This is a genomic window from Verrucomicrobium sp. BvORR034 (genome assembly GCF_000739635.1).
In the GTDB taxonomy this organism is placed as follows: domain Bacteria; phylum Verrucomicrobiota; class Verrucomicrobiia; order Verrucomicrobiales; family Verrucomicrobiaceae; genus Verrucomicrobium.
The window spans coordinates 1-25,896 of record NZ_BATQ01000008.1; the positions used below are offsets into that span (position 1 = coordinate 1).

Annotated in this window: 21 protein-coding genes; 14 read left to right on the forward strand and 7 right to left on the reverse strand. The window is 61.4% G+C overall.

Annotated features, from left to right (window positions below):
* Positions 1-150: 150 nt before the first annotated feature.
* Positions 151-933 carry a DUF1080 domain-containing protein gene (locus BV034_RS01115; RefSeq protein ID WP_050023273.1) on the reverse strand — a complete coding sequence of 261 codons (783 nt, stop codon included), beginning with the start codon at positions 931-933 and terminating at the stop codon, positions 151-153.
* A gap of 139 nt (positions 934-1,072) precedes the next feature.
* Between BV034_RS01115 and BV034_RS01120 the strand changes: the two genes are divergently transcribed.
* Entirely contained in the window at positions 1,073-1,612 is a 540-nt protein-coding gene (locus BV034_RS01120; protein WP_050023275.1) for an HAD family hydrolase, read from the forward strand.
* A gap of 31 nt (positions 1,613-1,643) precedes the next feature.
* Positions 1,644-2,231 (forward strand): PqiC family protein, encoded by a 588-nt coding sequence (locus BV034_RS01125; RefSeq protein ID WP_050023277.1) that lies wholly within the window; start codon positions 1,644-1,646, stop codon positions 2,229-2,231.
* Between the two features lie 83 nt (positions 2,232-2,314).
* Here BV034_RS01125 and rpiB read toward each other — a convergent pair whose 3' ends face one another.
* Positions 2,315-2,749, reverse strand: coding sequence for a ribose 5-phosphate isomerase B (gene rpiB, locus BV034_RS01130; RefSeq protein ID WP_050023279.1), 435 nt, complete (start codon positions 2,747-2,749; stop codon positions 2,315-2,317).
* A 280-nt stretch (positions 2,750-3,029) separates the two neighbouring features.
* On the opposite strand from rpiB, the gene hisG reads away from it, so the two are divergent.
* The 7 genes from hisG (at position 3,030) to BV034_RS01160 (ending at position 9,228) form a co-directional block, all read left to right on the forward strand.
* Complete coding sequence (hisG, locus tag BV034_RS01135) at positions 3,030-3,983, forward strand: ATP phosphoribosyltransferase (protein ID WP_265592499.1); 954 nt, start codon at positions 3,030-3,032, stop codon at positions 3,981-3,983.
* Between the two features lie 53 nt (positions 3,984-4,036).
* Positions 4,037-4,141: an AURKAIP1/COX24 domain-containing protein gene (locus BV034_RS34360; RefSeq protein WP_009965996.1), complete on the forward strand. Its 105-nt coding sequence runs from the start codon at positions 4,037-4,039 to the stop codon at positions 4,139-4,141.
* 214 nt (positions 4,142-4,355) lie between these two features.
* Complete coding sequence (locus BV034_RS01140) at positions 4,356-4,952, forward strand: GNAT family N-acetyltransferase (RefSeq protein ID WP_050023281.1); 597 nt, start codon at positions 4,356-4,358, stop codon at positions 4,950-4,952.
* Between the two features lie 21 nt (positions 4,953-4,973).
* Complete coding sequence (locus BV034_RS01145) at positions 4,974-6,764, forward strand: tetratricopeptide repeat protein (RefSeq protein WP_050023282.1); 1,791 nt, start codon at positions 4,974-4,976, stop codon at positions 6,762-6,764.
* 253 nt (positions 6,765-7,017) lie between these two features.
* Entirely contained in the window at positions 7,018-7,503 is a 486-nt protein-coding gene (locus BV034_RS01150) for a hypothetical protein (protein WP_050023283.1), read from the forward strand.
* Positions 7,504-7,974: 471 nt separating this feature from the next.
* Positions 7,975-8,493, forward strand: coding sequence for a hypothetical protein (locus BV034_RS01155; protein WP_265592500.1), 519 nt, complete (start codon positions 7,975-7,977; stop codon positions 8,491-8,493).
* 201 nt (positions 8,494-8,694) lie between these two features.
* The gene (locus BV034_RS01160) at positions 8,695-9,228 is read left to right on the forward strand and encodes a hypothetical protein (RefSeq protein WP_265592501.1); all 534 of its coding nucleotides are present in this window, start codon (positions 8,695-8,697) and stop codon (positions 9,226-9,228) included.
* 313 nt (positions 9,229-9,541) lie between these two features.
* Here BV034_RS01160 and BV034_RS01165 read toward each other — a convergent pair whose 3' ends face one another.
* A complete protein-coding gene (locus BV034_RS01165) occupies positions 9,542-10,837 on the reverse strand; it encodes an adenylosuccinate synthase (protein ID WP_050023288.1) in 1,296 nt (431 codons plus the stop codon).
* An 89-nt stretch (positions 10,838-10,926) separates the two neighbouring features.
* Here BV034_RS01165 and gcvA point away from each other — a divergent pair, with 89 nt between their 5' ends.
* A complete protein-coding gene (gene gcvA / locus BV034_RS01170) occupies positions 10,927-11,910 on the forward strand; it encodes a transcriptional regulator GcvA (RefSeq protein WP_081887513.1) in 984 nt (327 codons plus the stop codon).
* Here the strand turns inward: gcvA and BV034_RS01175 are convergent.
* Together BV034_RS01175 and BV034_RS01180 are read right to left on the reverse strand one after the other, a co-directional pair.
* Positions 11,831-14,890: a methyltransferase domain-containing protein gene (locus BV034_RS01175; protein ID WP_050023289.1), complete on the reverse strand. Its 3,060-nt coding sequence runs from the start codon at positions 14,888-14,890 to the stop codon at positions 11,831-11,833. The two genes, gcvA and BV034_RS01175, sit on opposite strands and share 80 nt — an antisense overlap.
* A gap of 143 nt (positions 14,891-15,033) precedes the next feature.
* A complete protein-coding gene (locus tag BV034_RS01180) occupies positions 15,034-15,510 on the reverse strand; it encodes a very short patch repair endonuclease (RefSeq protein WP_050023291.1) in 477 nt (158 codons plus the stop codon).
* A gap of 72 nt (positions 15,511-15,582) precedes the next feature.
* Between BV034_RS01180 and BV034_RS01185 the strand changes: the two genes are divergently transcribed.
* The gene (locus BV034_RS01185; RefSeq protein WP_050023293.1) at positions 15,583-16,431 is read left to right on the forward strand and encodes a DUF3883 domain-containing protein; all 849 of its coding nucleotides are present in this window, start codon (positions 15,583-15,585) and stop codon (positions 16,429-16,431) included.
* A 314-nt stretch (positions 16,432-16,745) separates the two neighbouring features.
* Here the strand turns inward: BV034_RS01185 and BV034_RS01190 are convergent, their stop codons facing one another.
* Entirely contained in the window at positions 16,746-19,925 is a 3,180-nt protein-coding gene (locus BV034_RS01190; protein ID WP_265592502.1) for an inverse autotransporter beta domain-containing protein, read from the reverse strand.
* Between the two features lie 687 nt (positions 19,926-20,612).
* Here BV034_RS01190 and BV034_RS01195 point away from each other — a divergent pair.
* Together BV034_RS01195 and BV034_RS01200 are read left to right on the forward strand one after the other, a co-directional pair.
* Entirely contained in the window at positions 20,613-21,725 is a 1,113-nt protein-coding gene (locus BV034_RS01195) for an HD domain-containing protein (protein ID WP_050023298.1), read from the forward strand.
* 154 nt (positions 21,726-21,879) lie between these two features.
* Positions 21,880-23,025 (forward strand): AAA family ATPase, encoded by a 1,146-nt coding sequence (locus BV034_RS01200; RefSeq protein ID WP_050023300.1) that lies wholly within the window; start codon positions 21,880-21,882, stop codon positions 23,023-23,025.
* Positions 23,026-23,134: 109 nt separating this feature from the next.
* Here the strand turns inward: BV034_RS01200 and BV034_RS01205 are convergent, their stop codons facing one another.
* On the reverse strand, positions 23,135-23,578 hold the full coding sequence (locus tag BV034_RS01205; RefSeq protein WP_050023302.1) for a thioesterase family protein: 444 nt from the start codon (positions 23,576-23,578) through the stop codon (positions 23,135-23,137).
* 483 nt (positions 23,579-24,061) lie between these two features.
* On the opposite strand from BV034_RS01205, the gene BV034_RS01210 reads away from it, so the two are divergent.
* A complete protein-coding gene (locus BV034_RS01210) occupies positions 24,062-25,600 on the forward strand; it encodes an SLC13 family permease (protein ID WP_050023304.1) in 1,539 nt (512 codons plus the stop codon).
* Positions 25,601-25,896 lie beyond the last annotated feature (296 nt).

Sequence of the window (25,896 nt, forward strand, 5' to 3'; positions counted from 1 at the left end):
GATCCAGCGCGTGACCTGTTGTAGGGCGAGCGCTCCGCTTGCCGCGTATGTCTCCTGATGTGGCAACCGGAGCGGTCGCCCTACACCCCAGGTTTTTTTGACAGCGCGGGAGAGAGGCAGCCTCATGGGGCGCTTGCACCGGACCTGGACCTAAAAATCCGTGTCCGCCTTCTTCAAATCCAGCTCCTTGATCCACGTATTCCGATATCTCACATCGTGCCCTTCGCACTGGAGCTTCAACCCCTGTGGGGTGTCTGTGATGCCGAAGCCGTTGTTGTTTCCTCCGTCCACCCCGGAGTTGGGGCCGCCCCAGACCTTGCTGATGGCCACGTTCTTGTGCACCTTTTTCCCGTTGAAATACATCGTGACCAGCGGCTTCTCCACCAGCTTGCCGTCCACGAACCGGGCCGCGCGGAAGACGATGTCGTAGCTGTTCCACTTGCCCACGCCGAGGTAGGCTTCATAGGGCGATTCGGTCTCATTGATCACCGCCCCCATGCCGTGCTTGGTCTTGTCCCCGTCCAGCACCTGGATTTCGTAGCGGTTCTGCAGATACACCCCGCTGTTGCCGCCGGGTTTGGCGATGTAGAACTCGATGTGCAGACGGAAGTCGCGGTACGGCTTCTTCGTCACAATGTCTGCCGCGCCGTACTTTCCTTTGTCCGCCGCCCGGTCATCGGTCATGATGGCGGTGCCGCCGTCCACCGGGTCTTCCACGGCCTTCCACTTGATGGGCAGGGCGGAGGCGAAGCGGGGCCCCTCCCAGTAGGTCCATTTGTCATCCAGCATCTGGCGGGATCCGTCCAGGATGACCTCCGCACCCTCTTCGGGCTTGGCACCCGCACCCAGATGGGGAGCCGGGCTTTGAGAGAAGGCGGCAGTGGCGAGCGCCAGGGGCAGCAGGCAGGAGAGGAGGGTGCGTTTGCGTTTCATGAAGCGGAAAAATGCAAAAACTGTGCAGGCAGGGTTACTGACGTATCGCCGGTCTTCTTGCCCGCCAGTCCGTATTTGCGCATGACGGGTGCGTATCCATCCGCTAGCTGTGGGTTGGCGCAGGCCACTTCTCAGCTCCATGTCATACCCCGCTTTTTTCTTTGATCGTGATGGTGTCGTCAATGTCTCGCCCGGTGCGGGCTATGTGCTGAGCTGGGAGGCGTTCCATTTTTCCGAGGGCATCATCGAGGCTCTCGCCCGACTCAAGGCGGCCGGATTCAAACTCGTCGTCGTGACCAGCCAGCAAGGAGTCGGCAAAGGCCTCATGACCCAGGCCACGCTCGATGACATTCACGCCCGCATGCAGGCTGCCCTGGAGCCGCATGGGGCCGCGTTTGACGCCATCTATGCCTGCACTTGCCTCTCCAGCGATCCCGACTGCACCTGTCGCAAGCCCTCTCCAGAGATGATTGAGCAGGCGGCAGCGGCCCATGATCTGGACCTCAACCGCTCTTGGTTGATCGGCGATCACGACCGCGACATTCAGATGGCGGTGAACGCTGGGGTGCCTTGCACGATCCGAGTCCTAGGCGAAAAGGAGGCCACGGTCGCAGCTTCGCACACGCTGCAGAGCGTATCGGAGCTGCCAGCCTTGCTGGAGCGCGTCCTCCCCGCCTGATCCGATCCGTCATTGTCATCTCCCCCCCTCCATGACTCTCCATCGCGCTTTGTTCCTCCTCGCACCCCTGGCGTTCGGTCTCGGGCTTCTATCCTCTTGTTCCTCCGCACCCACCCGGGCCTTCTACGTGCTCACGGCGGATGGTCCCGCGCCCTCTGGCAGTGGCGTGGGCATTGGCGTCGGGCCCGTGGCTCTGGCAGGGTACCTGGACCGGCCCAATCTTGTGATGCAGGAAAACGGCACCCGCATCGCCGTGGCGGAGTCTCATCGCTGGGCCGGCAAGCTGGAGGACAACTTCGCCCGCGTCCTAGCCACCAATCTGGGGCGTCAGCTCAAGACAGGCAATCTCCGCACCTATCCGTGGGAGACGGATGAAGGGCTCAAGTACCAGATCTCCGTGGATCTCACCCACCTGCACGGCACCTCAGAGGGAGATGCCGTCCTGGAAGCCACCTGGCGGGTCTATTCCCTCCCAGACCGCAAGCTCATCGCCACCCGCTCCTGGTCCGGCACCGAGGCCCTCAGCAAAGACGGCTACGATGAACTGGTGGCGGCAGAGAGTCGCCTGATTGCGCGATTCGCCGCAGAGGTGGGGAGGACGTTAGGCGCTAAACGTTAGAAGTTAAGCGTTAAGAGTTATGGGTGATGAGCATTGCCCCGCTCAATCCCGCCTCATAACCCTTCACTCATAACATCTAACTCCTAACCTTTCCCCTCGATCGCCTGCACCCGGGCCAGATGCCGGCCGGCGGTGAACTCAGTCTCCAGCCAGATCTTCACGATCTCGATCGTCAGTTCCGGGGAGATGGTGCGCTCGCCGATGGCGAGGACGTTGGCGTCATTGTGTTCGCGGGCCCAGCGGGCGGTGTCGTGGCTCCAGCAGAGGGAGCAGCGCACGCCGCGCACCTTGTTGGCCACGATGGCCTCTCCGTTGCCGGAACCGCCCAGCACGATCCCACGGTCAGCCTCCCCCCTGGCCACCGCCTCGGCGGCCGGTCGCACGTAGGTGGGGTAGTCCACCGGATCGGCACTATAAGTACCGAAGTCCAGCACCTCATGCCCCAGGGATTGGAGGAAGGTCTTGATCTTCTCTTTGTAAGCGAATCCGGCGTGGTCAGAGCCAATGGAAATCTTCATGGGGAGGGGAGAAAAGGGGGAAGGAGTTGGGGGCTATTTATCATAGCATGCGCACGATGCCCGGCAAAAAACACTGCTGTGGTAGGAGGAAGGGTTTTCTGAACGTCCGTCCCGCGTGCGGGACAGAACTCCAACCCTCTTCGTTCCTTGCAGGGCTCGAGTTCGCGTATGTGCGGATCGGTTCATTTTTACCGACCCTAATCCGCTCCTGAACCCCCTCTGTGTTCTCTGTGGTTTTACCTTCTCTTACGCCACCTCACTGACCCCTCTCCACCCTTGATTGAAATTTCCATTCGCCAAGCTGCCCCCCCTGTGTATCCTCTCCGCCCTTTTGCAAAATCGCACCATGGCGGAAGCCCCGAAAAACATCCTCCGAATCGGTCTGCCCAAAGGCAGCCTGCAGGATCCGACGCTTGATCTTTTTAAGCGATCGGGCTTCAACATCATCGTCAACTCGCGGTCCTACCGGCCCACCGTGGATGACGCCGAGCTGGAGATCCGCCTGCTGCGCGCCCAGGAAATTGGCCGCTATGTGGACCATGGGTTCCTGGACTGCGGCATCACCGGCCGCGACTGGATCGCTGAGAACCAGGCGGACATCGAGGTCATCACCGACCTGCGCTACAGCAAGGCCACCTCCCTGCCCACCCGCTGGGTGCTTGTGGTGCCTGAGGACTCCCCGATCAAGAGCGTCAAGGATCTGGAAGGCAAGCGCATCTCCACCGAGGCCGTGGGCCTGACCAAGACCTATCTGGAAAAGAACGGCGTCAACGCCGAGGTGGAATTCAGCTGGGGTGCCACCGAGGTGAAAGTGCCTGAGCTGGTGGACGCCATCGTGGACATCACGGAGACCGGCTCCTCCCTCCGCGCGAACAAGTTGCGCATCGTGGACACGCTCATGGAGAGCTATCCGCAGTTCGTCTCCAGCAAGAACGCGTACGTCGATCCCTGGAAGCGGGAGAAGATGCAGCGTCTCGCCCTGCTCCTGAACGGCGCCCTTGAGGCCCGCTACAAGGTGGGCATCAAGATGAACCTGCCGGACCACAAGCTGGAAAACCTGCTGCACGCACTGCCTTCCCTGCGTCGTCCGACCATTTCCAACCTGGCCGGTGGCGGCTGGGTCGCGGTGGAAACGATCATTGACGAATCCGTCGTTCGTGAGATGATACCCGCCCTCAAAGCCTTGGGTGCTGAGGGAATCATTGAGTATCCATTGAACAAAGTCGTCCACTGACCGCTTTTTTTAAGACCAGACTCTACTCCAACTAAAACCAAAAACATACAGACATGGGCTCGCTCAAGAAGCGTCGTAAGACGAAGATCAACAAACACAAGCGTAAGAAGCGCATGAAGGCCAACCGCCACAAGAAGCGCTTGCGTTACAAGAGCTAGAGCCCGCAGGGAGGTGCGCCCAGGCCGCCTTCCGCTGCCCGTTCGTTTCTTTATCTCAGTTTGTCCTGCAAAGCGTCGGTGCCCAGTGCATCGACGCTTTCGGTGTTTCCAAGAGGAGCTTTGGAAATTAGGAATGATGAATTAGGAATTATGAATGAGGCTTCCAAAGCCCCTTCCTTGTGGAGCTAGGCAATTCATTCCTAATTTTTGCTCTGTGTCTCTTTCCCCTGACGCCCCCTCCCTCCGTCTTGCCTGTGCCGAGGATGCTCCGGTTTTGGGAGAGCTGATCGAGCTCTCGGTGAACACCCTGCAAGCGGCCCAGTACACGGAGGCGCAGCGGCAGGCGGCGCTGGGGCCGGTGTTTGGGGTGGATCGGCAGTTGATCGATGACGGCACCTATTTTGTGATCGAAACCGCCGACGCAGAAATTGTGGCTTGCGGAGGCTGGAGTCGGAGGAGGGCTCTTTTTGGTGGGAGCACGGATCGCTCCGCTGCAGCGGGTGATGAGTCGCTGCTGGATCCTGCCAGGGAAGCGGCGCGCGTTCGGGCGTTCTTTGTGCACCCCCAGTGGGCCCGGCGTGGCTTGGGGCGACGTTTGCTTGAGGCGTGTGAAGCGGCCGCGCTGGCACAAGGTTTCCAGCGGGCCGACTTGGTCGCCACCCTGGCCGGGGAGCCTCTCTATGCCGCTGGCGGTTATGAGGTGGTGGAGCGGTCAGAAATCCCTCTGGGGAACGATTTGACCCTGCCTGTGGTCAAAATGACCCGGGGGCTCGCACATTCCCTGCTCGTAACGGATAGCAACTCCCGCTAGTGTCCGTGTTACATTACCGTCATGAAGATGCATTCCGCGGTCAGATTCAGCATCAGCCTGGGGCTGATGGCTTCCGGATTGATCCCCGCCACCCTCGGTGCCGCCGTGCCGGCGCTGGCTGATCTTGACGCCAACGCGCCTGCGCAACCGGGGCAGCAGCTGGCCGGAGCAGCCGAGCAGCACGCCATCGCATTGGCCCACTATCTGACAGCGCGGAATCTTGAAGCTTCGGGCAAGGTCCGCGATGCCCTGCCGCACTATTTGAGCTTCCTGAAAGGGGATGCGGGCGAGCCGGAACTCGTCGCGCACATCGCAGAGCTCACCTTGAATTTCCAGGGGGAAGAGGCCGCCGTGGCGCTCCTGGAGCAGGGGATCAAGGCCCACCCCAAGTCGCCCGAGCCCTCCGCCAATTTCATCCAGTTCTGCCTCACGCATGGCTCGGCAGAGAACGGCCTGCTGGCGCGGGCGGCGAAGGTCGCGGAGCAGGCCCTGACCAGCTTCCCGCAGGATGCCGCAGCCTATGAGACGGCGGTGCGTCTCCACCTTACCCAGGGGCGGCGCAATGAGGCCAGTGCTGTTCTGGAGCGGGCGTTGGCTCCTGACTTTGCCAAACCCTCGTCTGCCACCTTCTGGCTGCAGCTGGCCCGCATGGCCCAGGAGGTGTGGCCTCTCGCCGACCAGGAACGTCGCGCCGATCATCTTGGCAAGGTGAATGCCTTCATCACGAAAGCCCGAGAGCAGGCCCAAGGTTCCCGCGATCCTGACGCGCTCATCCAAGTGGCGGACTATTACCTCTTCAGCAACCAGCTCGATCAGGCGGCAGCGATCTGCGAGGACATGGTGGCCCATTCCAACAGCCTCGATGCCCGCAAGCGGCTGGTTCGGCTCTATGAAGCCTTGGAGCGGCCGGACGAATCGTTCAAAGCTCTTCAGGACCTCGTGGAGGCTTATCCCAGTGACGTGGAGCACCGCCGCTTGCTGGGTGCCCACCTCGTGCAGAAGCAGGAGATCGGCCCTGCGGCGGACCAGTTCGAGGCCGCCCTCCAAGCGGGCGGGGGCGACCTCAATGATTACCTGAACCTCTGCAAGCTGCTGCGTTTTGCCAACAATGCGGAGCGGTTCGAGAAGTTCACCCAGCGCGCCCAGCAGCTCTTCCCCGGAGAGCCCCGCATCACCTACCACCGGGCCATCGCGTTGACTCAGGGGGACAAGTATGCCGATGCGGCGAAGCTCTTTGAGCAGGCGTCCCGCCAGGCGGAGACCAATGCTGCGGAGCTCCTGGATGACCAGTTTCACTTCCACTGGGGCGTGGCGCTGGAGCGCAGCCACCAGTTCGACGCAGCTGCCCGTCAGTTTGAAAAGAGCATCACCCTGACGCCCGCGCACGATCCTCCCCGGGCCGCCAACACGATGAACTATCTGGGCTACATGTGGCTGGATCAGGGGCAGCATCTGGACAAGGCAGAGCAGCTCATTCGCAAGGCCAACGAGCTGGAACAGAACAATCCTGCCTTTGTGGACAGCCTGGGCTGGCTGCTCTTCAAGCGCGGCAAAGCCAAGGAAGCGCTTACGGAACTGCTTCGCGCTGAGCACCTCATGAAGGAGTTCTCGGACTCCGGAGCCGATGCGGAAATCCTCGACCACATCGCTCAGACCTATGAGCAGCTCGGCCAGACGGAGGACGCCAAGTCCTACTGGAAGCGGGTGCTGGAGTCTAAAACCGACGTCGAAGAAGTAAAAGCGAGGGCGCAAAAGGCCCTGGGGGTGACCCCGCCTCCACCTGCCAAGAGCGCCCCGACGGACAAGGAGTAGTTCGGTAAGAGGTGAGAGGTAAAAAGGTAAGCGGTGACCGGAACCGTGTGGCGCGCCATGCATGAACCCGGAGGTTTCGCCATGGTAACCCGGGCGGAGAAGGCTACCGCGGAGCGGAAGGCCCATAGCGGCCAAGCGCCGAGTGGATGAAATGCGTTCGCGCAAGGCAGCCCACCCAAGGGGGCTTCTGTCATTGTCCAAAATTTCCTGTACGACCGGTTTTCTTCCGTCGTAGCGTTGGATTGACATCCCCATGAACTCGAGCCCGTCCCTCTCCTCATCTGCGACCCGCCTGGGTCGTCACTCCGTCTGTGTCATTGCTGGTGCCGCGTTGTCGGTTTTACTTCTGCCCGGCTGCAAGATCCCGGAGTTCTCCGCCCCTGAGAATTACGAGTGGCGGAACCACGGCTACGACTATGCGGCCGATGCCCGCAGCCTGAGCGACGAGAGATACTACGGAGGCGGTGGTCGAACCCAGTCCAAATCATCGCAGGGAAAGTCGGAGCACGGCAAGGCTGAGCGCAGTGGCTCGCGGTCTTCTGGCTCGGATTCGGGATCGAGCTCCAGCAGCAGTGACACTTCCTCCTCGTCGTCCTCATCTGATGCGGTCAGCAGCCGGGAAAGCAGCGGCGGTGGAAGCGACGACAAAGGGAGCAGCAGCGACAGCAAGAGCGACAACAGTTCCAACGACAAGGACAGCAGCCCCTCCGGTGGCATCGGAGGCAGGGAGCGCAACTAGTGCTCGCGCAGGGGGCCTGGTGAACTGTTTAGGGGGCGAAGTGAAAAAGTTGAGAGTGAAAAGTGCAGCCCAGCCGCCTTCTGGGACGCTTTGCCCGGACTGGGGCGGGCATGTCCCCGCTCCATTCACTGATTTGCGCGCCCAGGGTGTGAAGCTGTGGGGCGATCGCTCCGCTTGCTACGCGCATCCCTGACTGCGCGTAATCAGGGCGATCGCCCTACGGGACCCCAGTGAAAAGTGCAGTGCAGCAGTCTCACGGCTCGCAGGAGAGTTGGCGGTGTCAACGCCTCAAGAAGATCAGCCGAAGCGGAGCAGTTCATCCGATACACGGGTAGGAAGTAGGCTGCCGTGCCTCCTTCAATCCTGCTCCACCATCCATCGCCGCCAGCGGCAGCCCATGCAGAACTTTCTCCATTCTTTGAATGGACGAGCTGCCCGCTGCGTCAGAACATCCCGAGCCTCTATCATCTCATGAACCTCCGCGCTTCCCTTCCCGTTGTTTCTGCTGCCGTGGCCCTGCCCCTCCTGCTTTCCAGTTGTGTGGTGGACGACGGGTATGGCTACTCCGACTCCCCCGGCGGCTACTATGAAGGCTCCTCCTACCCGCGACGCTACAGCAGCGGTTATGGGAACTACTATGGTGGAAACTACGGGAACTACTACGGCTCGGGGTACGGGTCCTCGTACAACCGCCGGCGTTACTACGACAATCATGATCATGACCACGACCATGATCATGACCACAATCGCAAGTACAGCTCCTCCTCCAGCAAGAAGTACTCGTCCTCCAGTTCGTCCCGGTCCTCGCAGGTGCAACATGGGGATCACTACCATTCGAGCCAGAGGAAGAAGTCGGAGCACCAGTCCATGATCCGTCGTGGGGATGATGACGATCGCAAGTCTTCCTCCTCCAGCCGCAGCTCCTCATCCAAGAAAAAGGATGACGATGACAACAAGAAGGGCGGCATCCACGGGCGGGAGAGGCGTTAAGAGTTAGACGTTAAGGGTTAAGAGATGGGAGGGGCATCAAGCGTGTCTCTCGCCTCTCTTAACATCTAACTTTTAACACCTAACATCGCCCTCGTTCGCGCCTCGGCACGGCGGTGGATTCAAGAAATGATCAGCAGCGCTGATTATAGTTTGTCGCGTCTTTGAATGATTGGGCAGAGGGGGACGTCAAACCTCTTTGCCATGACTCCTTTAGCAAAAATCCCCCTTTTGGCCACCGCGCTGGGTCTGGCGATGCTCCTGTCCAGCTGCGTAGTGGATGGTTATGCCTACCGCGAACCCTATGGCGGTGGGTATTACGATGATGACGACTACTATCCCGTGCGCTCCCGGGGCTCCTACTATGGAGGCTACCCGTCGTACTCCTCCTCTTATTACGGGGGGTACCCGTATGGATACGGGTATCCTTACGCCTACGGTGGCGGTGCATTGGTCGGCAGTTCGTACTACTATCGGAACCGGTACTACGACAACCATCGCCACCATGATCACGACGGCAATCACCGACGGTACTATGCGAACCGCAGTGGAGGATCCTACTCGAACCGGCAGGTGCCGCACGGAGATCACTACCACTCCAGTCAGCTGAGGAAGAACCAGCACAACGCTATGATTCGCCGTGGCGACAGCACGCTGAACACCCGCACCATCTCCAGCCGGAGTAGCAGCTCCAGCAAGAGCAAAGGCGGTACCAGCGGGCGTGAACGGAGAAGGTAATCCGGCCAGCTACGCGGGAGACAGACGGCTTTAAGACACAAGACCAGATGTCAGAGGCGGAGCAAAGTAGTGCGGCATTTTAGTGAGTCAGTCGCGTAGCCGAGCGCGAACAACGCGAGCTAAAGCTCTGCACTACTTTAGGCTACCGCCTGCCTCGTAATCCGGTTGTCCCAACCGGCTTTGGGAGCGAAGCGGGATGCGTGTGGGGTGATTGGACATAGTGATCGTCTGCCGCCCCAGGAATGGCGTGGCAAAGGAGTGTGTCAGTCGTGGGTTCGAGCGCGAACAACACGAGCTAAAGCTCTGGACGAGTTTAAGATGCCACCCCGAAAGGAGACTCCAGTACGATGGTGTCGTCCCGATGCGCTCCTGTAGAGACCATGGTGACCGGGACGTCCACGAGCTCTTCGATGCGACGGACAAAGTTCCGGGCCTCCTCCGGCAGTTCTTGGAAATCACGAATACCGGCGGTGGGCCGTCGCCAGCCGGGCAGGGTTTCATAAACCGCATTCAGTTCTTCGGAGAGACTGGCTGGTGGTTCTTTGAGGAGTTGGCCCTTGAACCGGTAGCCCGTGGCCACTTTCACCTCCACCATGCCGTCCAGCACATCCAGCTTGGTCAGCGCCAGGGATTGAATGCCTCCGGCACGGATGCCCGCGCGGACCGTGACCGCATCGAACCAGCCACAACGTCGCGGCCGGCCGGTGTTCACCCCATACTCGCCACCGCGCTCGCGCAAGGCGTCGCCTTCCGGACCGCTCAGTTCCGTGGGGAAGAGGCCGTTACCCACCCGGGTGGTGTAGGCCTTGCAGACGCCCAGCACCGTGGCCTGCACGGCCGCCCCATAGCCTGTGCCCAGCGCGGCCTGGGCGGCGGCGGTATGGGAGGAGGTGACGTACGGATAGGTGCCGTGATCCACATCCAGGAGGATGGCCTGAGCGCCCTCGTACAACAGACGTTCACCTGTCCGGGCGGAGGCCTCCAGCAGCGGGGGTACGGCGGCGACATAGGGGAGAAGGCGGGGAGCCAGAGCCAGCAACTGCTGGAGCAGCGTTTCCTTCTTCACTGTCGGCTCACCCCAGCCAGTGAGGAGGGCGTTGTGGTAGGAGAGCAAATCTTCCACCCGCTCCTCCAGCAGGGCGGCATCGGCCAGATCCCCAGCGCGGATGGCGCGCCGACCAGCCTTGTCCTGGATCGCGGGACCGATCCCCCGGAGGGTGGTGCCGATCGGCCGACGCCGTCGGGATTCCTCCGCTGCCTCCACTTGGTGGTGCACCGGCAAAACGAGCGCCGTCCGGTCTGACACGATGAGTTGATCAGGGCTCACATCAAGACCCTGTTGCTGCACCGCATCCATCTCGCGAAACAGGGCCTCCGGATTCAGCACCACGCCGCTGCCGATGATCCCGGGTCGCCCATGGAGCAGACCGCAGGGCAGGAGGTTCAGTTTCCACATCTTGCCGCGGGCCACCAGGGTGTGTCCCGCGTTGTTTCCGCCGTTGAACCGGATCACCCGGTCGGCCTGGGCTGCCAGCAGGTCCACGATCTTGCCTTTCCCTTCATCGCCCCATTGGGCTCCCATCACGATGCATTGTTGATTCGTTTTCATGCCGCAGAAGCTCTCCGCTTGGCGGAGGGTGACAATCGACTTAAGATGACCCTGTGCGTCAGGAAAACTCACAGCAAGGGGAGACCCGTTTGAACCGGCAGCTGCCTCCGCTCAATGCCCTGCGGGTCTTTGAAGCCGCTGCCCGGCTCGAAAGTTTCTCCCGGGCTGCGGAGGGGCTGCACGTCACTCACGGGGCCGTGAGCCGACAGATCCAGCAGCTGGAGGACTGGCTGGGCCGCCTGCTCTTTGAACGGCGACATCGCGGGGTGGCGCTCACCGCTGCCGGGCAGGAGTATCTGCGGGAGGTGATGCCTGCGCTGGAGCGGATCGAGGAAGCAACGCTCCGCCAACTCGCGCAGAATCCCCGCCGGGTGCTGCGCGTCAATGCACCGGCCACGTTCACCCTGCGGTGGCTCATCCCGCGTCTGTCCGGCTTTCACACGCAGCACCCGCATCTGGAGATTCACCTCTCTTCCTCCAATGAGGAGGTGGGGTTCTTGCGGGAGAGCTTTGATCTCGTGATCCGGGGTGGGCCCCGTCTCTGGAAGGGCTACGTGGGGCACGAGTTCCTCACGGAACATCGTCTTCCGGTCTGCAGCCCCGCAGTGCTTGCAGCCTTGCCGCTCAAGCATCCCGCGGACTTGCGGAAGCACACACTGCTTCACACCTCCAGTCAGCCAGATGCATGGAGTGAATGGCTGGAGCTGGCCGGGGTGCCGCGCCTGGAGGCCCGGGCCGTGGTGACGTTTGATCACTTCTACCTCACGCTCCAGGCGGCGCTGGACGGTCTGGGCGTGGCCATGGGGCCCATGCTGCTGGTGGCAGAGGACCTCGCCAGCGGTCGTCTGGTGGCCCCGTTCGAAGGGCCCCGTCTCTCCACCTGGCATTACTTCGCCTACGTTCCGGAAGCGCTGGCGGAGCAGGCAGGGGTGCAGAGCCTGCTGGCTTGGCTGGATGGCGAGGCGGGGCAGGGGGCCGCCATGCCAGACCCGCCTAAGCCGGCGCGGGATAAAAGCTCTGCTCCGGCAGCACCTGGGCGATCGAGGCGTTCCACCGGAAGTCGTCTGGGTTGATGTCTCGAACCTTGCACACCAGGATGTTGCTTTCTGCATAGTTCGGGTGGGCGGGGCTCTGGCCGATGTTTGCGTCCAACACCCCCTCCATGTGCATGCGGCAGGGGCCGGTCATCCCAAGGGTGATCACCTCGAACCCAAGGGCCGGGGAGAAGAGGACCCGCAGTCCCTCGTGCGAGAACCGCCAGAAGTCCCAGGGGGATTCATGCAGCGGCCAGGTGAAGACGGTGGAATGATAGGCCAGGCCACCCACAGGCAGCAGCTTGTTGATCTCCATCGCCACCACCCAGGGCATCGCGATGTGTTCCAGCACAGAGAGGGAGAAGATGGCGTCAAACGTGGTGCCTTCAGGGAAATAACTGCTGAGCCGGTGCGCATCCCCCGTGACGTCCGTGTTCGCATCCGGGTAATAGTCGAAGCCCGTGTACTGCACATGCGGCTGGAAGAACCTCCGCTTGCTGGCGCTGTCCGGGCACACCACGCGGGAGCCAATCTCCATCACGCTGCGGCACGCGCGATTCACCCGTCCGGCAAACTCCGCCAGCGTGAGGCCCGGCGGGACGGCCGGTGGCAGAGGAGGGAATCCGGTGGCCGCCAGATGCAGCCTTTGGAAATCGGGCGCATCTGGACCGGAGCGCATGCGGACCGCCAGCGGATGCACGGCGCGCCGTTGGTACCGTGCGCGGAACCCGCAACGCGGCTGGCGTGTGTAGCTGGCGAACACCTCGTGCTCATAGACGTCCGGGCGGTCGTGCCACTGAATGTCCAGCAGGGTGGCACCCTCGTACACGATCTGCACGTCCTCTGGCAGGCCGGTCTGCACCAGGACAAATCCGCTGATGCCTACGAACTGGTCGTCAGACCACGTGGTCTCGATTTGCACGTGGGTCCCTTCCGCCTGCAGGGCCCCGGCTTGATAATCGAAGAGCCTGGAGGTCTGCGGTTCGATCATACCAGACCCAGGGTCCGAGGAGCCATCTATCGCCGTTGCGAGGGCCATCTCCGCCAGACGTTCGCTGGCCAGGGTCGCCCAGTGCCTGGCACGCTCCAGCTCCGGCCGGGCGGCAGGCTCCAGTGCGGCCAGGTTCGTGTACAGCTGTTGGGCCTCCGTCTTGAGCCAGAGCCGTACGCACAGCTCCGCCTGGCAAAAGCGGCTTTCCTGGCGGAAGACATCCGCCACCGGTGTCTGGCCTGCCAGCAGATCACAGGCGCGACCGAGTTGTCGGAAGTGATCCAGCCCCGCGGTCCACTGGTCTGGCGTTGTCTCGTCCACCTTGCCCCGCGCGTACAGGTACCACAAGGGCTCGGCGGGCACGGCGCTCCCCAGTCCGTTGGTGACAATGCTGGCGACCAGTTCCCCCGGCCCTTGGGGCAGCCGCAGTTTCAGCGTCGCACAAGTGCTCTCCAGCGCCTCAAGCTCACGGCGGGCTGCCTCCCACTCGTTGCGGAAGACAAAAACCTTGAGCCGCTCCACATGCGCGCGGGTGCACAGCGGTGCCGGTGCCGGTACCAGCGCATAGTCCCTCTGGCGCTCCTGACCGCTGGCGGCGATCTTTTCCATCAGCTTCATCCCTTCCGCCAGGCGGTCGCCTCCCTCTGCCAGCATCGTGTTCGCTTCCTCGAACCGTGCCTGCCAGACGACCGGGGCCACCAGGGGGTAGATGACATCGTCACCGGGCAGCAGTCGCACTGCCAGCAGATGGGCTTGATGGAAGTGCCGTCGTGCCATCTTGCGCTCGCCCAGGTGCAGCAGGGCGATCAGGCCCAGCAGATGCTCCAGCGCGGCGATGAAGGTGGGCACCTTCCCCCGCAGTTCCGCTGCCTTGCGGCCCCGCTTCACGCGGCGGAGTTGCTCCTTGGGATCCAGCACTTCCGGGCCGAATGCCGCCATCAGCGCCTGCTCCAGCGACCTCCAGACCTCCATGGCCGCGGCGAAGTCACCCCGGTGCACCAGCGTCTCCAGCAGGCGGAAGGCCATGCCGCGCCGTAGCGCAGACGTCTCAGGAGCGGAGCGCACCCGCAAGCGCAGGTATTGCTCATGCACCTGCTCCACGGTCGTCGCATCCGCGTCACGCAGCTCGAATGGATGTCGCGAGGCATAGCAGACGATTTGAGAGGCCGTGGTGCGGAAGTAGAAGTGGGTGAGTCCCGCCTTTCGCAGAAGGCTCTCCAGGCTGTCCTCATTGAACAAGAGGGTGTGCTTGCCCGGACTGAGTGCGCTCCAGAGCTCATGCGGCGCGGCGTGCTCATCCTCCAGCAGCTTCGCATTGGGGGTGGTCAGCACCAGCACGCCGGTCTCATGAAGATGGCTCACTGCCGTCTTCGCGAACGCCAGGGGATCCGCCACATGCTCGATGATCTCCACCGCCACCACGTGGTCGAAGCCCTCCTCCCCGCCGGGCAGCTGCAATCCCGGCTTCAGAAACTGGCGCACGATGTTGACTCCTAGGTCCTTCATCCCGGCCGCCGCCAGGGGCGAGGGCTCCACCCCCACCCCCGTGCCGCCGAACTGGGTCTGCCACACATCCAGCAGCAGGCCGTAGCCGCTCCCGATCTCCAGTAGCCGCGGCGACTTTCTGCGGGGCAGGCGGCTCAGGAGCTGGCAGATGAAGCGGGGTGCTCCCACGGACTCCACGTAGAAATCCAGCGAGGCCATCAGCGCCTCCGCCCCATACTCGGCGAGGTCGATGGGATCGTAGAAATAGGAGCGGCAATCCAGACAGTGGCGGATGAGCAGGGTCTCTCCTGGATCAGAGGGGGCTGTCACCCGGTAGGCCTCCGCCTTGGGCCCTGAGCCGCAGCAGACGGGGCAGTTGCGTTCCGCTTTCTCGGCGGCGTTCTGCTTCTTGACGGCCCAGGGGTTGGCCTGGTCCGCCTTGGACCGCTTACCGGGGCCAGATCGGGTGCTGGACCGGGATCCGGACCTTGAGTGGACTTTGGAAAAGGGGAAGAGACTCTCGACGATTCGGGGGAGTTCCATCGGCGCATAGTGAGTTCAAACTCAAGCCGTGGCAACATCCTTTGAGCGGGTGGAAACTTAATGCAAATTCCCACATCCAGAAGCGTTGTGCCCTGCGTTGGAGTGGTCGGTTTGCAGGGCGGCGGAACTCCCCGGTGGCCGGCTCAGGGCCGCCGATCAGGAGTACTGGCTTGCAACATCCGGTTCAGACGGCCCATCGTCCGATTGACGTGTTTCGCGGTCAGCGTGCACTCCCAGAGTCGCAGAACCCGCCAGTTGGCCTTCCGGAGCTGCCGCGTCACTTTGGTATCCCGTGCTCGGTTGGCCACGACTTTGGTGTCCCAGAATTTCCGGTTCTGCTTGGGCCGCACATAGCAGCGCGGGCACCCGTGCCAGAAACAGCCGTCTACAAACACCGCCACCCGCAGCTTCCAGAACACAAAGTCCGGCTTCACCTTGAGCATCGGCCGAGTCGCATGGCGGGAAGTGTCCGGCACGGTGATGAGCGCATGCCTCCGCCACCCTTTGATCCCCGCCGCGCGCAGCAGCAGCATGAGCCGCAGCTCCGTGTCCTTGTTGCCCGTGGACCGGATCAAGGACATCACCTGCGAGCGCTTTTCGGGCGTGAAGACGTCAGGCATGAAGTGGATTCGGCTTGATTGCGGGTGTCAGACGTGGATGACTCTTTCATCCGGCAACGTCCGGTTCACTGAATGTCTGAAAACTGGTCAGAACCAGAGGTGGAAGCAGTAGTCTCAGACTATCTGCAGATGCTCCTGCTCGAACGCAATGGCATCCCTTTCAACAAGGCTGAGAACAACCGGCTGTTGAGAAACATCGTCACGACGCGCACCCGGGGATCGGTGGAGCGGAAACACCAGAACATCAGCGCTGTCTTGTTGGAGTTGGGGTATCCCTACATCGACGGCTACAAGCCCTTGGGAAACTACCAGGAGATGCTTGGCAGAGTTGTTCGAGAGAGGCTGGAAGCGCTGGGCGAGCTTGATGCCGTTCTGCTGAATGAGGTTCAGCAAACGGTTGAAGTGGCGGCCGTGAATAACATAGTGGCCATTCAAGTGGCTCCGCCAGAGCGCAAGGACCGAAAGAATGCTCTGTACGAAAGAACGGTCAGTGCACCACCCCGACCCTGCCGTCGCAATTTCATCGAAATGGAATCACGCAATCGATCCCTTGGATTGGCAGGGGAGCAGTTGGCTCTGGCCTTCGAGCATCGTCGGCTGTGGGAAGCAGGGGAACGTCGACTTGCGGAAAAGATCGAGCACGTCTCCCTGACCCAGGGCGATGGTCTCGGCTATGATATCCATTCCTTTGAAGTGGATGGACGCGACCGCTTCATTGAGGTGAAAACGACCCGTTTCGGACTTTGGACCCCATTTTTCGCCTCTCGAAATGAGGTGCGAGTTTCAGAGGATCGCGAAGAAGAGTATCAAGTGTATCGCGTCTTCGGGTTTGAGAAAGCACCGCAGTTCTTCGCACTGCGTGGTTCGCTGAGGAAGTCGTGTCTTCTCGATGCGACGGAATATGCTGCTGTGCCGAGGTAGAGCTCGTAAGCATTGCGAGTTTCGCGACCTGAAGGGTCGCGAGAGAGGGTCGCTTGATGCGCGGATGGCCAGAGTCTGTCGCGGTGAATCGCCGCAAAGGGCAGTCACATTCGCTCCCTCCCTTCCCGCAGCTGGTTGGCACAACAGGACTACTGTGCTCCGCCCTACCATACGTCAGCCAGCTTAGGCTTTATAGTCCTTCTGTCCCCCGCGCAGCGGGTCGGGCCTGAAACGCCACGGGAGCGCAAAAAAAGGGATGACCTTTCGGCCACCCCTTTTGCGTTAGGTTAGGTGCTAGAACTTGGCGTTGCTGCTTACGGCAGGTCCACTTGGCTGCCGTTCAGGAAGAAGCTGCCGGCTGGATCATTGCCCGGGATGTAGATGAGGTCGAAGTTGACATCTAGAATCTCGTTGGAGGCGGCGGGGTTGAGGGTGCCGTCGATTCTGATCCGGCTGGTGCCGTATTCACCCAATGACAGACCGTCATCCACGTTGCCGCGGATCAGGTTGCGGTTGAAGTTTTGGATCACGACGTTGGAGTCGTCGTAGGACTCGATGTGGAGGAAGTCCCCGGCTGCAGTTGCCACATTGCGCATGCGGTTGTCTGAGATGGTGGCCTCGATCCGGGAGTCGTCAGCGGCGTACAGGTCGAAGATGCTAGCCCCGAAGCTGCCCTCGAAGATGTTGTCGGTGATGACGGCGTCCAGTTTGGAGTCAACGTGGGAATCAAGAACGATGGCTCCATAACCGCCGTTGGTGTTGTGTTCTCCGCGGAACTGGTTGCCGGTGATCGAGGCGATCATCCGGTTTTCCGGGCCCTCGCCACCTGAGGTGTAGAGGTTGATGGTGTCGTTCTCGAACTCACCCTGGAAGCGGTTGTCCCGGATGGTGATGTCCACCAGAGCGTTGTCCAGCTTGTCGACATCAATGGCTATGCCCTCGAAGTATCCGTTGAACACGTTGTCACCGAGCACAGCCACCAGCTTGGAGCCGTTGGTATGACCGTTGTGGGCATTGAGCTCGATAGCGCTGCTGTTGTATTCACCGTTCAGGACGTTGTTGGTGAAGGTCACGTCCAAGGTCGATTGACCGTATTTTTCACCCTTCAGCACCTGGTTGAGCTCGCCGGGGAAGTTGTTGCCGGAGATGGTGGCGATGAGTTTGGACTGGTTGGAGGTATTCAGGTCAATGGTCTCGTCGGAAACGTAGCCACCGAACCGGTTCTCCTGCACCAAGAGAGTTCCATTGGCAGCCGCTTCCAAGTAGAACGCGACGGCGCTGTCACCGAACGTGCCTGCAAAGAAGTTGCCCACGACGACTGCGTTGAGGGTGGCATCGTCCGCAAAGAGGTCGACGCCGTCTTCAATGTCACTGGAGCTGTCGAACCGGTTGCCGACGAAGTTGAAGTCAACGGTGCCGTCCAGTGCCCTTACCCAGGCTCCTCTGCCTCCGAAGGTGCCTTCGAAGTTGTTGTTGTAAACATTGGCCGTGAGCAGCTCGTCGCTGTTGCTTTCAATCAAGAGAGCCGTTCCATCACCACCGAAATCAAGGCCGACGAACTGGTTGCCGGAAACGTTGGCGGTCAAGGAAGAGTCGCCAAAGGTCACGAGTCTGGCCCCGACGGTTTCACCCAGTGTGTAGAGCTGGTTGTTCACGAGGTCGAGGCGCATGCGGGCATCGTCACGCAGCTCGACTTCAACCGCCGAGGTGGCGAGTCCGGCAATGTTGTTCGCGATGCGCGTGTAGTAGTCTGCATCTTCAGTGGCTTCCACGTAGATGGCCGCATCAGGCGTGAACCCGACGATGTTGTCCTCAATGACCACATTTTTCACGTCGTAGGCCTCAATGAGGGACCCGAAGCCGCCGAAGCCTTCACCGAATAGGGTGTAGCCGCGCACCACCAGGGTGTCGACGTCTTCCGCGTGCACCGCCCCGTTCCAGAAGGGTCTCTCGGTATTGCCGCCGAACTTGGTGCCATTCAGACCATTGATGGGAGTGTAGGAGCTGATGAAACGGGTGCTGCCCGTCGTGTCGAAGGTGTCTTCGTAGAGGTTCCCCGTGTCGCCCTGGGCGTACACACTCCAGAGGCGGGTGCTGGTGTTGCTGTTGTTCCCTGCAACCACGGCGCCTTCGGTGATGGTATTGAAGGGGTGCTCGGCAGTGCCGTCGGCACCGTTGGCCTCGGTGTCCCCGGCCTGGATGCCATTGCCCACCGCGCCGCCGTTGTTCACGAAGACGATGTCATCTGCCAGGATGATCTGGCCCTGACGCTGGGAGACTACCTTGGTCACACGTTTGACCTTGGTGCTGGTGGTGGTGTCCACATCCACGCTGTTGGCGATCTTGATCGCGGCGTTCTGGCGGTGCACGGGCTCAGCCATGCGCTCGGCCAGGTGGCGGCGGCGGGGCTTGAAGGCGTCGCCCATGCGACCCCAAAAACCTTTGCCATCGCCAATGTCGCCCAATTCAAAGGGAAGCTGAAGCTGGACACCTGCCGTCCAGTCGCTGCCAGTGAGGCGGTCGTCCTCATACCAGGTGCCGGTCAGAATGACGGCCGGCACGGGGCGGATTTCCACGCCGGCCTTCCAGCCTTCCACATTGCCCGTGCCGCCCACCTGGGGGCCAAAGGGCTGGTTGTCGAAGCTGTAGTAACCACCGATCAGACGGAGGTCGAAGTACTTGTCGAGCCCGGGAACCAGAACGGCCACCTCAGCGTCCCAACCTTCCATTCCCTCTTCATAACGGCGGAAGAGCCGGTCAATCGTCGTGGTACGGGTGGTGGTGGTGGCGCGGGTGGTGAAGAGCGCGTCCTGGGCCACCGTGTTGCCCGTCGCGTACGGATCGCTCAGCGGGGTGGTGCTGCTGGACTGGCGGGTGTTCGAATTCCGGATGATCTCGCGGGTGCGCGTCTGCTCGGCCAGCTGCTTGTCGGAGAGGGGAATGTAGTAATTGCCGCGAACTTCGACATAGCGGGTGCCGGCTTCCACGCCGACGCCAAGCTGCCAGAACTGGTTGTTGGCCTCGGTGTCGAGCATGTCCACGAAGACGTTCGCACCGATGAAGAAGCCTTCCTCAAGGAACCCGGCCTGGCCGGCATCCCTGCGGGTAAGGGCCGAGACAGGCTGCGAGCCGAAGAGGTGACGCCAGCCCAGGCCGAGAGAGGCCGCGACCTCGCCGCCCTCACCCCAGGAGGTGTAGGGTTCGAGGTAAAAGACGTCACCTGAGAGGGTGGCGTCGGCACCCAGGGTGCTGTACACCGGGGCGACGATGGAGAAGTTGCCCTCCGTGTACACATCGCTGGTCTTTACGCCCCCCGTAATCGTGCCGAGGTACATGGGGTGTGCTTCCTGAACCGGATCCAGGTTCGGGTTCTTCACCGGATTCTTGTCGAGAGGACCGGCGAGGGCTGCTACAGGGGAAAGGGAACTCAGGAGCAGCGCAAGCGATGCCAGCCTGAATCCCGCACGACGAGCGTGTTGAGTCGGAGTTTTCAAGAGAGGATGGATGGTACTGTTCTTCTTAAGTGCGGCTTCCGTCCGCACGGTCAGCCGCAGTGCCGCAGAGAGGGAGTACCCTGCGGCGACAATATAACTGTTTCAGATCGCATGGAATTTCCTGAAGTGTGTGAAAAACTTCAGAATCGCAGTAATACTATCCTAAAGAATAGTTGCTCTTTGCATTAGTATCCGCATGAAATAATATTTCCTCGACGTTCGCGATGAGGGGGCGGCAGAAGTTGCTTCACCACAGTTGAAGAAACTAGAATGATGGACTGGGAGTAACATCCGTGAGTCAGCAGATGCGCGGGCCTCGCGCCCGTCTCTCCCTCGGGCCTAAAGGGCCCAGACAGCCCCGCCCAGGGCGGAGGGCAGACCCTGGGCTTATGTCTCCTTCGGATTGCGGCCTGAAAGGTCGCGAGAAGGGTGCGCGTGCCGTTGAAGTTCGTTGGGCGGTGGATGAACCCCAACTCGACCATCTCAAACGAGACCGCCAAATCCCCGGGGCAGCGACCGTTTCGCGGTCTGACCTCGGGCTGTTCTGTATCACGCCGTGGGCGTGAACTTCTGTTTTGGAATAGGAAATCTGGCTCTTCTTCGACCCCTGACCTCAGGTCTTGTGCCTAGAGCCCTCTCGTCCTGTGTCTCTGATTGTGTCTCTAGTTTTGCCGCCTACTATCCCGCATGTCCGAAACCCACAGCGCCTCCCCCTCTGACCTCGATCTGCTGACCGTGCGTCAGCTCAAGACGGTGGCGGGGCCGCAGCCGCAGCCTTACCGGGTGCATGTGCAGGTGGAGGGGAACCTGGTGAAGGAGACTTCGCAGGGGAAGCCGTACCACGACATCAAGCTGACGGACGGGACAGAATCGCTGACCTGGCGGGTGTTTGATGGCAGCCCGCTCTTTCTGGAGGCGCAGGCGCTCAAGCGCGGAAACTGGATCGAGCTGGGGGCCCACTGGGTGGACACGGGCAAGTTTGGCATGGAGCCGCGCAACCCTGCCATGCGGTTGCTGGATGACCAGGAGGTGCAGTCCCTCCTGGCGGGCGATGAGGAAACCCGGGAACGGCAGCGGGTGGACTACCAGACCATTGTGGAACTCGTGGCCAGCATGAACGATCCGCGTTTGCGCGGGCTGGCCTCTTTGTTTCTCCAGCAGCATGGCGACCGCTTTAAGCGGGCGGCAGCGGCGCGGGACTATCATCACGCCCGCCGGGGCGGGCTGGTGGAGCACGTGTCCCAGATGATGCGCAGCGCGGCCAAGATCTGTGAAGCCTATGCGGAACTCAATCGCGACCTGTTGCTGACCGGTGTGTTGTTTCATGACTGCGGGAAGTTGTGGGAGAACAACTACCCGGAGGGCGGCTTTACCATGCCCTACACGCTGCATGGCGAACTCATCGGCCACATCTCCCTGGGCATGGAGCTGGTGAACAAGCTCTGGCGGCAGCTCATTGAAAGCGATGCCGCCTCCGCCTGGGCGACCCTGCAGCCGCAGAGCGAACTGGTGCGGCTGCATCTCCTGCACCTGGTAGGCTCCCACCACGGGGAGATGCAGTTCGGCTCACCGGTGATCCCCAAGACCCCCGAGGCCGTGGCCCTGCATTATGTGGACAATCTGGATGCCAAGCTGGAGATGTTCCGCAAGGGCTACAGCACGAGCACCGAGCTCGGCAACGGCATCCTGGAACGGGTGCGGCCGCTTACCTCGAACCTGGTCAGGCCGTTGGAGGTGGTGGTGCGGAATGCGTTGGAAAACCACAGAGACGAAGAGGGCGCGGAGGAAAACGAAAATTAGGAATTAGGAATGATGAATTAGGAATGAGCTGCGGTTCCTTCAATCCGGAGCGTCCTGACAGGGTGATGGTGGAAGTTTCATTCCTAATTTCTAATTCATAATTTTCGTTTTCGAAAGGTCTGTGCGTCTGTGGTAAAACTTCATTCCCCAACCGATGCTGAAGATCCTTCACCTCCGAGGTTACCGGTCGTTGTTGGACTTTCGGCTGAGCCTCTCCCGGCTGACGGTGATCACTGGGGAGAACGGGGCGGGGAAGTCGAATGTGTACCGCTCCCTGGCGATGTTGCAGCGGCTGGCAGAGGGGCGGTTTGCTGAGGCCATTGCCGCGGAGGGCGGGATGCCCAGTCTGGTGTGGTCGGGCAAGCGGTTGCAGAACGAGCCGGTCCGGGTGAAGTGGTCACTGGAGCATGAACGCTTCCTCTATGAAATGGAGTGTGGACTGGTGCCGCTCGCACCCGGCGCGCCCACGGCGTTTCGTACGGATCCCGATGTGAAGCGGGAGGAGCTCTCCCTGGTGCCCTTGAGCGGAGGCAGCAAGAGCAACAAGGTGCATCTGGTGGCCAGGCGCAAGGGGCCCATGGTGGAGCTGCGCAGCTTCGACAGCGGATGGGAGAAGTCACCGCTGCCCCTGCACACCCCTGAGTCTCTGATCTCTGAAGTTCGAGATGCCAACCGCCACCCTGGTCCGGCGCTGGTTCGGGAGACGCTGTTGTCTTGGCGGTTCTACCACCAGTTCCGCACGGATTCGGAGTCGCCACTGCGGCGTCCTTTGACGGGGGCGTGGTCACCCGTGCTGGCGCATGACGGCTCAAACCTGGCGGCCACGCTGCAAACGATCATGGAATCCGGCCGGGGCCATCTGTTGGAAGAAGCGGTGCAAACCGCATTTCCGGATCTGCAATGGCGTCCTGTGGATGACCAGGGGAGGTTTCAGCTTCAGATCGGTCGCGGTTCGCTGAAACGCTGGCTGGACGCGCACGAACTCTCCGATGGGACGCTGCGCTACTTCTGCCTCTGTGCCGCCCTGCTGGGTCCCAAGCCGCCTCCGCTTCTGGTGTTGAACGAGCCCGAAACGAGCCTCCATGCGGAGCTCATGCCGGCGGTGGCCCAGCTCATTGCCCAAGTCCCGGAGGAAACGCAGATCATCGTCGTCACCCATTCCCAAGCTCTGGCCGCAGCCATTGAGGAGCGCTGCTCACCCTGCCGCCGTCTCGACCTCGTCAACGCCCATGGCGAAACCCGCCGTGCCGGGGATGAAGGTGCGAAAAGAGTGTGGGTGTTTGAAGAGAATGACGAATAGTAAAAAGTTAAGAGTGAAAAGTGAAAAGTTGAAAACGGGCAAGGCAGTAGGTGGTCCTTGGGTCGCGTCGAGTCAGCAGCTCCACTTTTTACTTTTCACTTATGACTTTTTACTGTGCCTTTGCCTTCACCAAATGCGCATACCTCTTTGCCCAGTCATCCGGCAGGCGCAGGGGGCGACCTTGAGGCATTTGAACGAGCGCCAGTGACTGGCGGCAGGTGATGAGGAGGGTGTTGTCCACCACGCGACGCATCTCAAAGGCGCACCAGAAGCGGACGCGTTCCACGCTGTCGAGGCGGCCGTGGATGACGAGTTCATCGGCCAGCACAGCCGGCTTGCGGTAGTCGATCTCCGTGCGCAGCACGACGGGGAACACCTGGGTCTGCGCCATTTCCTTGAGCGCCATGCCCAGCTTGGCCGCCAAACGGGTGCGGGCGGTCTCGATCATCCGCAGATACGCGATGTTGTGCACCACGCCACCGCAGTCGGTGTCAAAGAACATGACTTCTTCACGGGTCTCGATGGTGGGCGTTTGGGGATCGGGGGAGGACATAAAAAGACACAAGACTACAAGACACAAGACGCCAGACCTGAGGTCAGGGGCGGAGCAAAGTAGTGCAGAGCTTTAGCTCGTCAGTCAAGCTGCCCCGCTGCATGGGAGATCCCAGGCTGTTAGACATCAGAATGCCAGGTTCCAAATAGGAGGACGAAAGCCGTCTGTAGGGCAAACGCTCCGCTCGCGACGTAGTCCGGTTGTCCCAACCGGCATTGGGAGCGGAGAGAAGCCGCGTGCCGGGTGGTTGAGTGTGATGGGGGCTGAAACGTCAGGGGCGGCGCGCGGCAAGCGGGGCGCTTGCCCTACAGCGTTGGGGGCAGAGCAAAGTAGTCACAGGCCCGCTGCGTCGTCCTCCAACGCCAGGCTAAAGCCCAGCACTACTTTCATTTGGCCTCCTCAGGTCTTGCAGTCTTCTGTCCCCCGCGCAGCGGACAGAATTCACATTTGCACCGTTGCGTTCTCCAAGCGGCGACCTCTAGCATGCGTTCCATGCAAGGTGAAGAACGTCCTGATCAATTGGTGGATGACGAAGGCAACCTGCTGGAAGGGGACTATGGATGGCGTCAGCGGATCGGACTGCTGCTGGGGGTGGCGCTGTTGTTGGCGACCTTCTTGAGCCCACCCTTGCTGGGCTTGTCTCCCAGTGCCACAAAGGTGGCCTGGCTGGCCGTGACCATGGCGGTCTTCTGGGTCACGGAGGCGCTGCCCATTCCGGCGACGGCGTTGTTTCCGCTCGTGTTGCTGCCCATACTCGGCATCTCGCCCATGAAGGAGGCGGCCGCAGCGTACGCGGACCCCATCATCTACCTTTTCATGGGTGGATTTATGCTCGCCATTGCGATGGAGCGCTGGGACCTGCACCGGCGCATCGCCTTGAACATCATTCATGCCGTGGGCACAAAGCCGAGGGCGCTGATCATGGGTTTCCTGCTGGCGGGCACGTTCATCAGCATGTGGACGAGCAATTCCGCCACCGCCATGATGCTGCTGCCCATCGGCATCAGTGTGCATGGGCTGCTTCGTGCCAGTCAGGGCGCGAAAGGCGGCACGGTGGAGATGGGTGCGGCGTTGGTGCTGGCGATTGCCTACGGAGCCAACATCGGCGGCATGGGCACGCTCATTGGCACACCGCCCAATGCAATTTTGAAGGCCTTCCTGGCCAAGACGTATGGTGTCGAAGTGGGCTTTGGGCAGTGGATGCTGGTGGGGGTGCCGCTCATTCTGCTGGCCCTGCCCCCGGTGTACTTCATCCTCACGCGTTTGAGCTTCAAGGTGGGTAATGAGGAAGTGCCCGGCGTGAAGGACGAACTCACCACACAGAGGCTGAAGCTGGGCCGCATCACCGGGCCTGAATGGGTGGTGATCGGGGCCTTTTCCCTCGCCATCGTCCTCTGGGTATCCCGGGAGGCCTGGAAGGCGGAGGTGCCCAAGGCTCCTGGGGCCAACTGGCCGCTGGGTGCGCTCCTCACCGATGAGGTCATTGCCATGGGCTGCGCTTCGTTGCTGTTTTTCATTCCGGTGGATCTGAAAAAGGGCGTCTTCGTCCTCGACTGGCAGAGCCTGAAAAAGCTGCCTTGGGATGTGCTGGTGCTCTTCGGCGGTGGTCTGAGCCTCGCGGCGTCGTTTGAGAAGACCCAGCTCGTCAAAGCCATGGCCAGCGGTCTTTCAGTGATGGCCTCCTGGCCCGCGCTGGCCATCGTGTTTCTGGTGGTGGCGGTCATGATCGGGGCCACCGCTCTCACCAGCAACACCGCCACCACCACGGCATTCCTCCCTGTGATCGGGGCTCTGGCCGTGGGGATCGATCAACCGGCAGTGCTGCTCTGCGTGCCGGTGGCCATTGCCGCCAGTGCGGACTTTGCCCTGCCAGTGGGAACGCCTCCTAATGCAATTGCCTTTGGTTCCGGACTGGTGAGTCTGCCTCGCATGGTGAAGGCGGGCCTGGTGGTGGACCTGCTCTTTGCCTTGCTCATTCCGCTGGTGATGTGGACCTTTGGGCGTTGGGCCTTTGGTTTGTGAGGGGCGGCGGTGATGGATGCGGGCACGTTGGTGCATCGAACCCCGTCCGTGAGCGCGCCCGCACACGTCTGATTCGATCCGCCGTCCCATCCGGGACGAAGGTAATGGGGGCGGGCTGGTCCGGTGGTTCCCGGCCTGATGACAGGCCCTCACCCCCGGCTAATTTCCGGCGTCCCTCCGGGACCAGAGGCCAAGTGCAGTGGGTTGTAGGGTGACTGCCGCGGTTGTGCCGAGTCAGGGGTAGCGCGCGGCAATCCCGACTCGTCGGGATTGCCCTACAGCGTGTCATGGGCAGA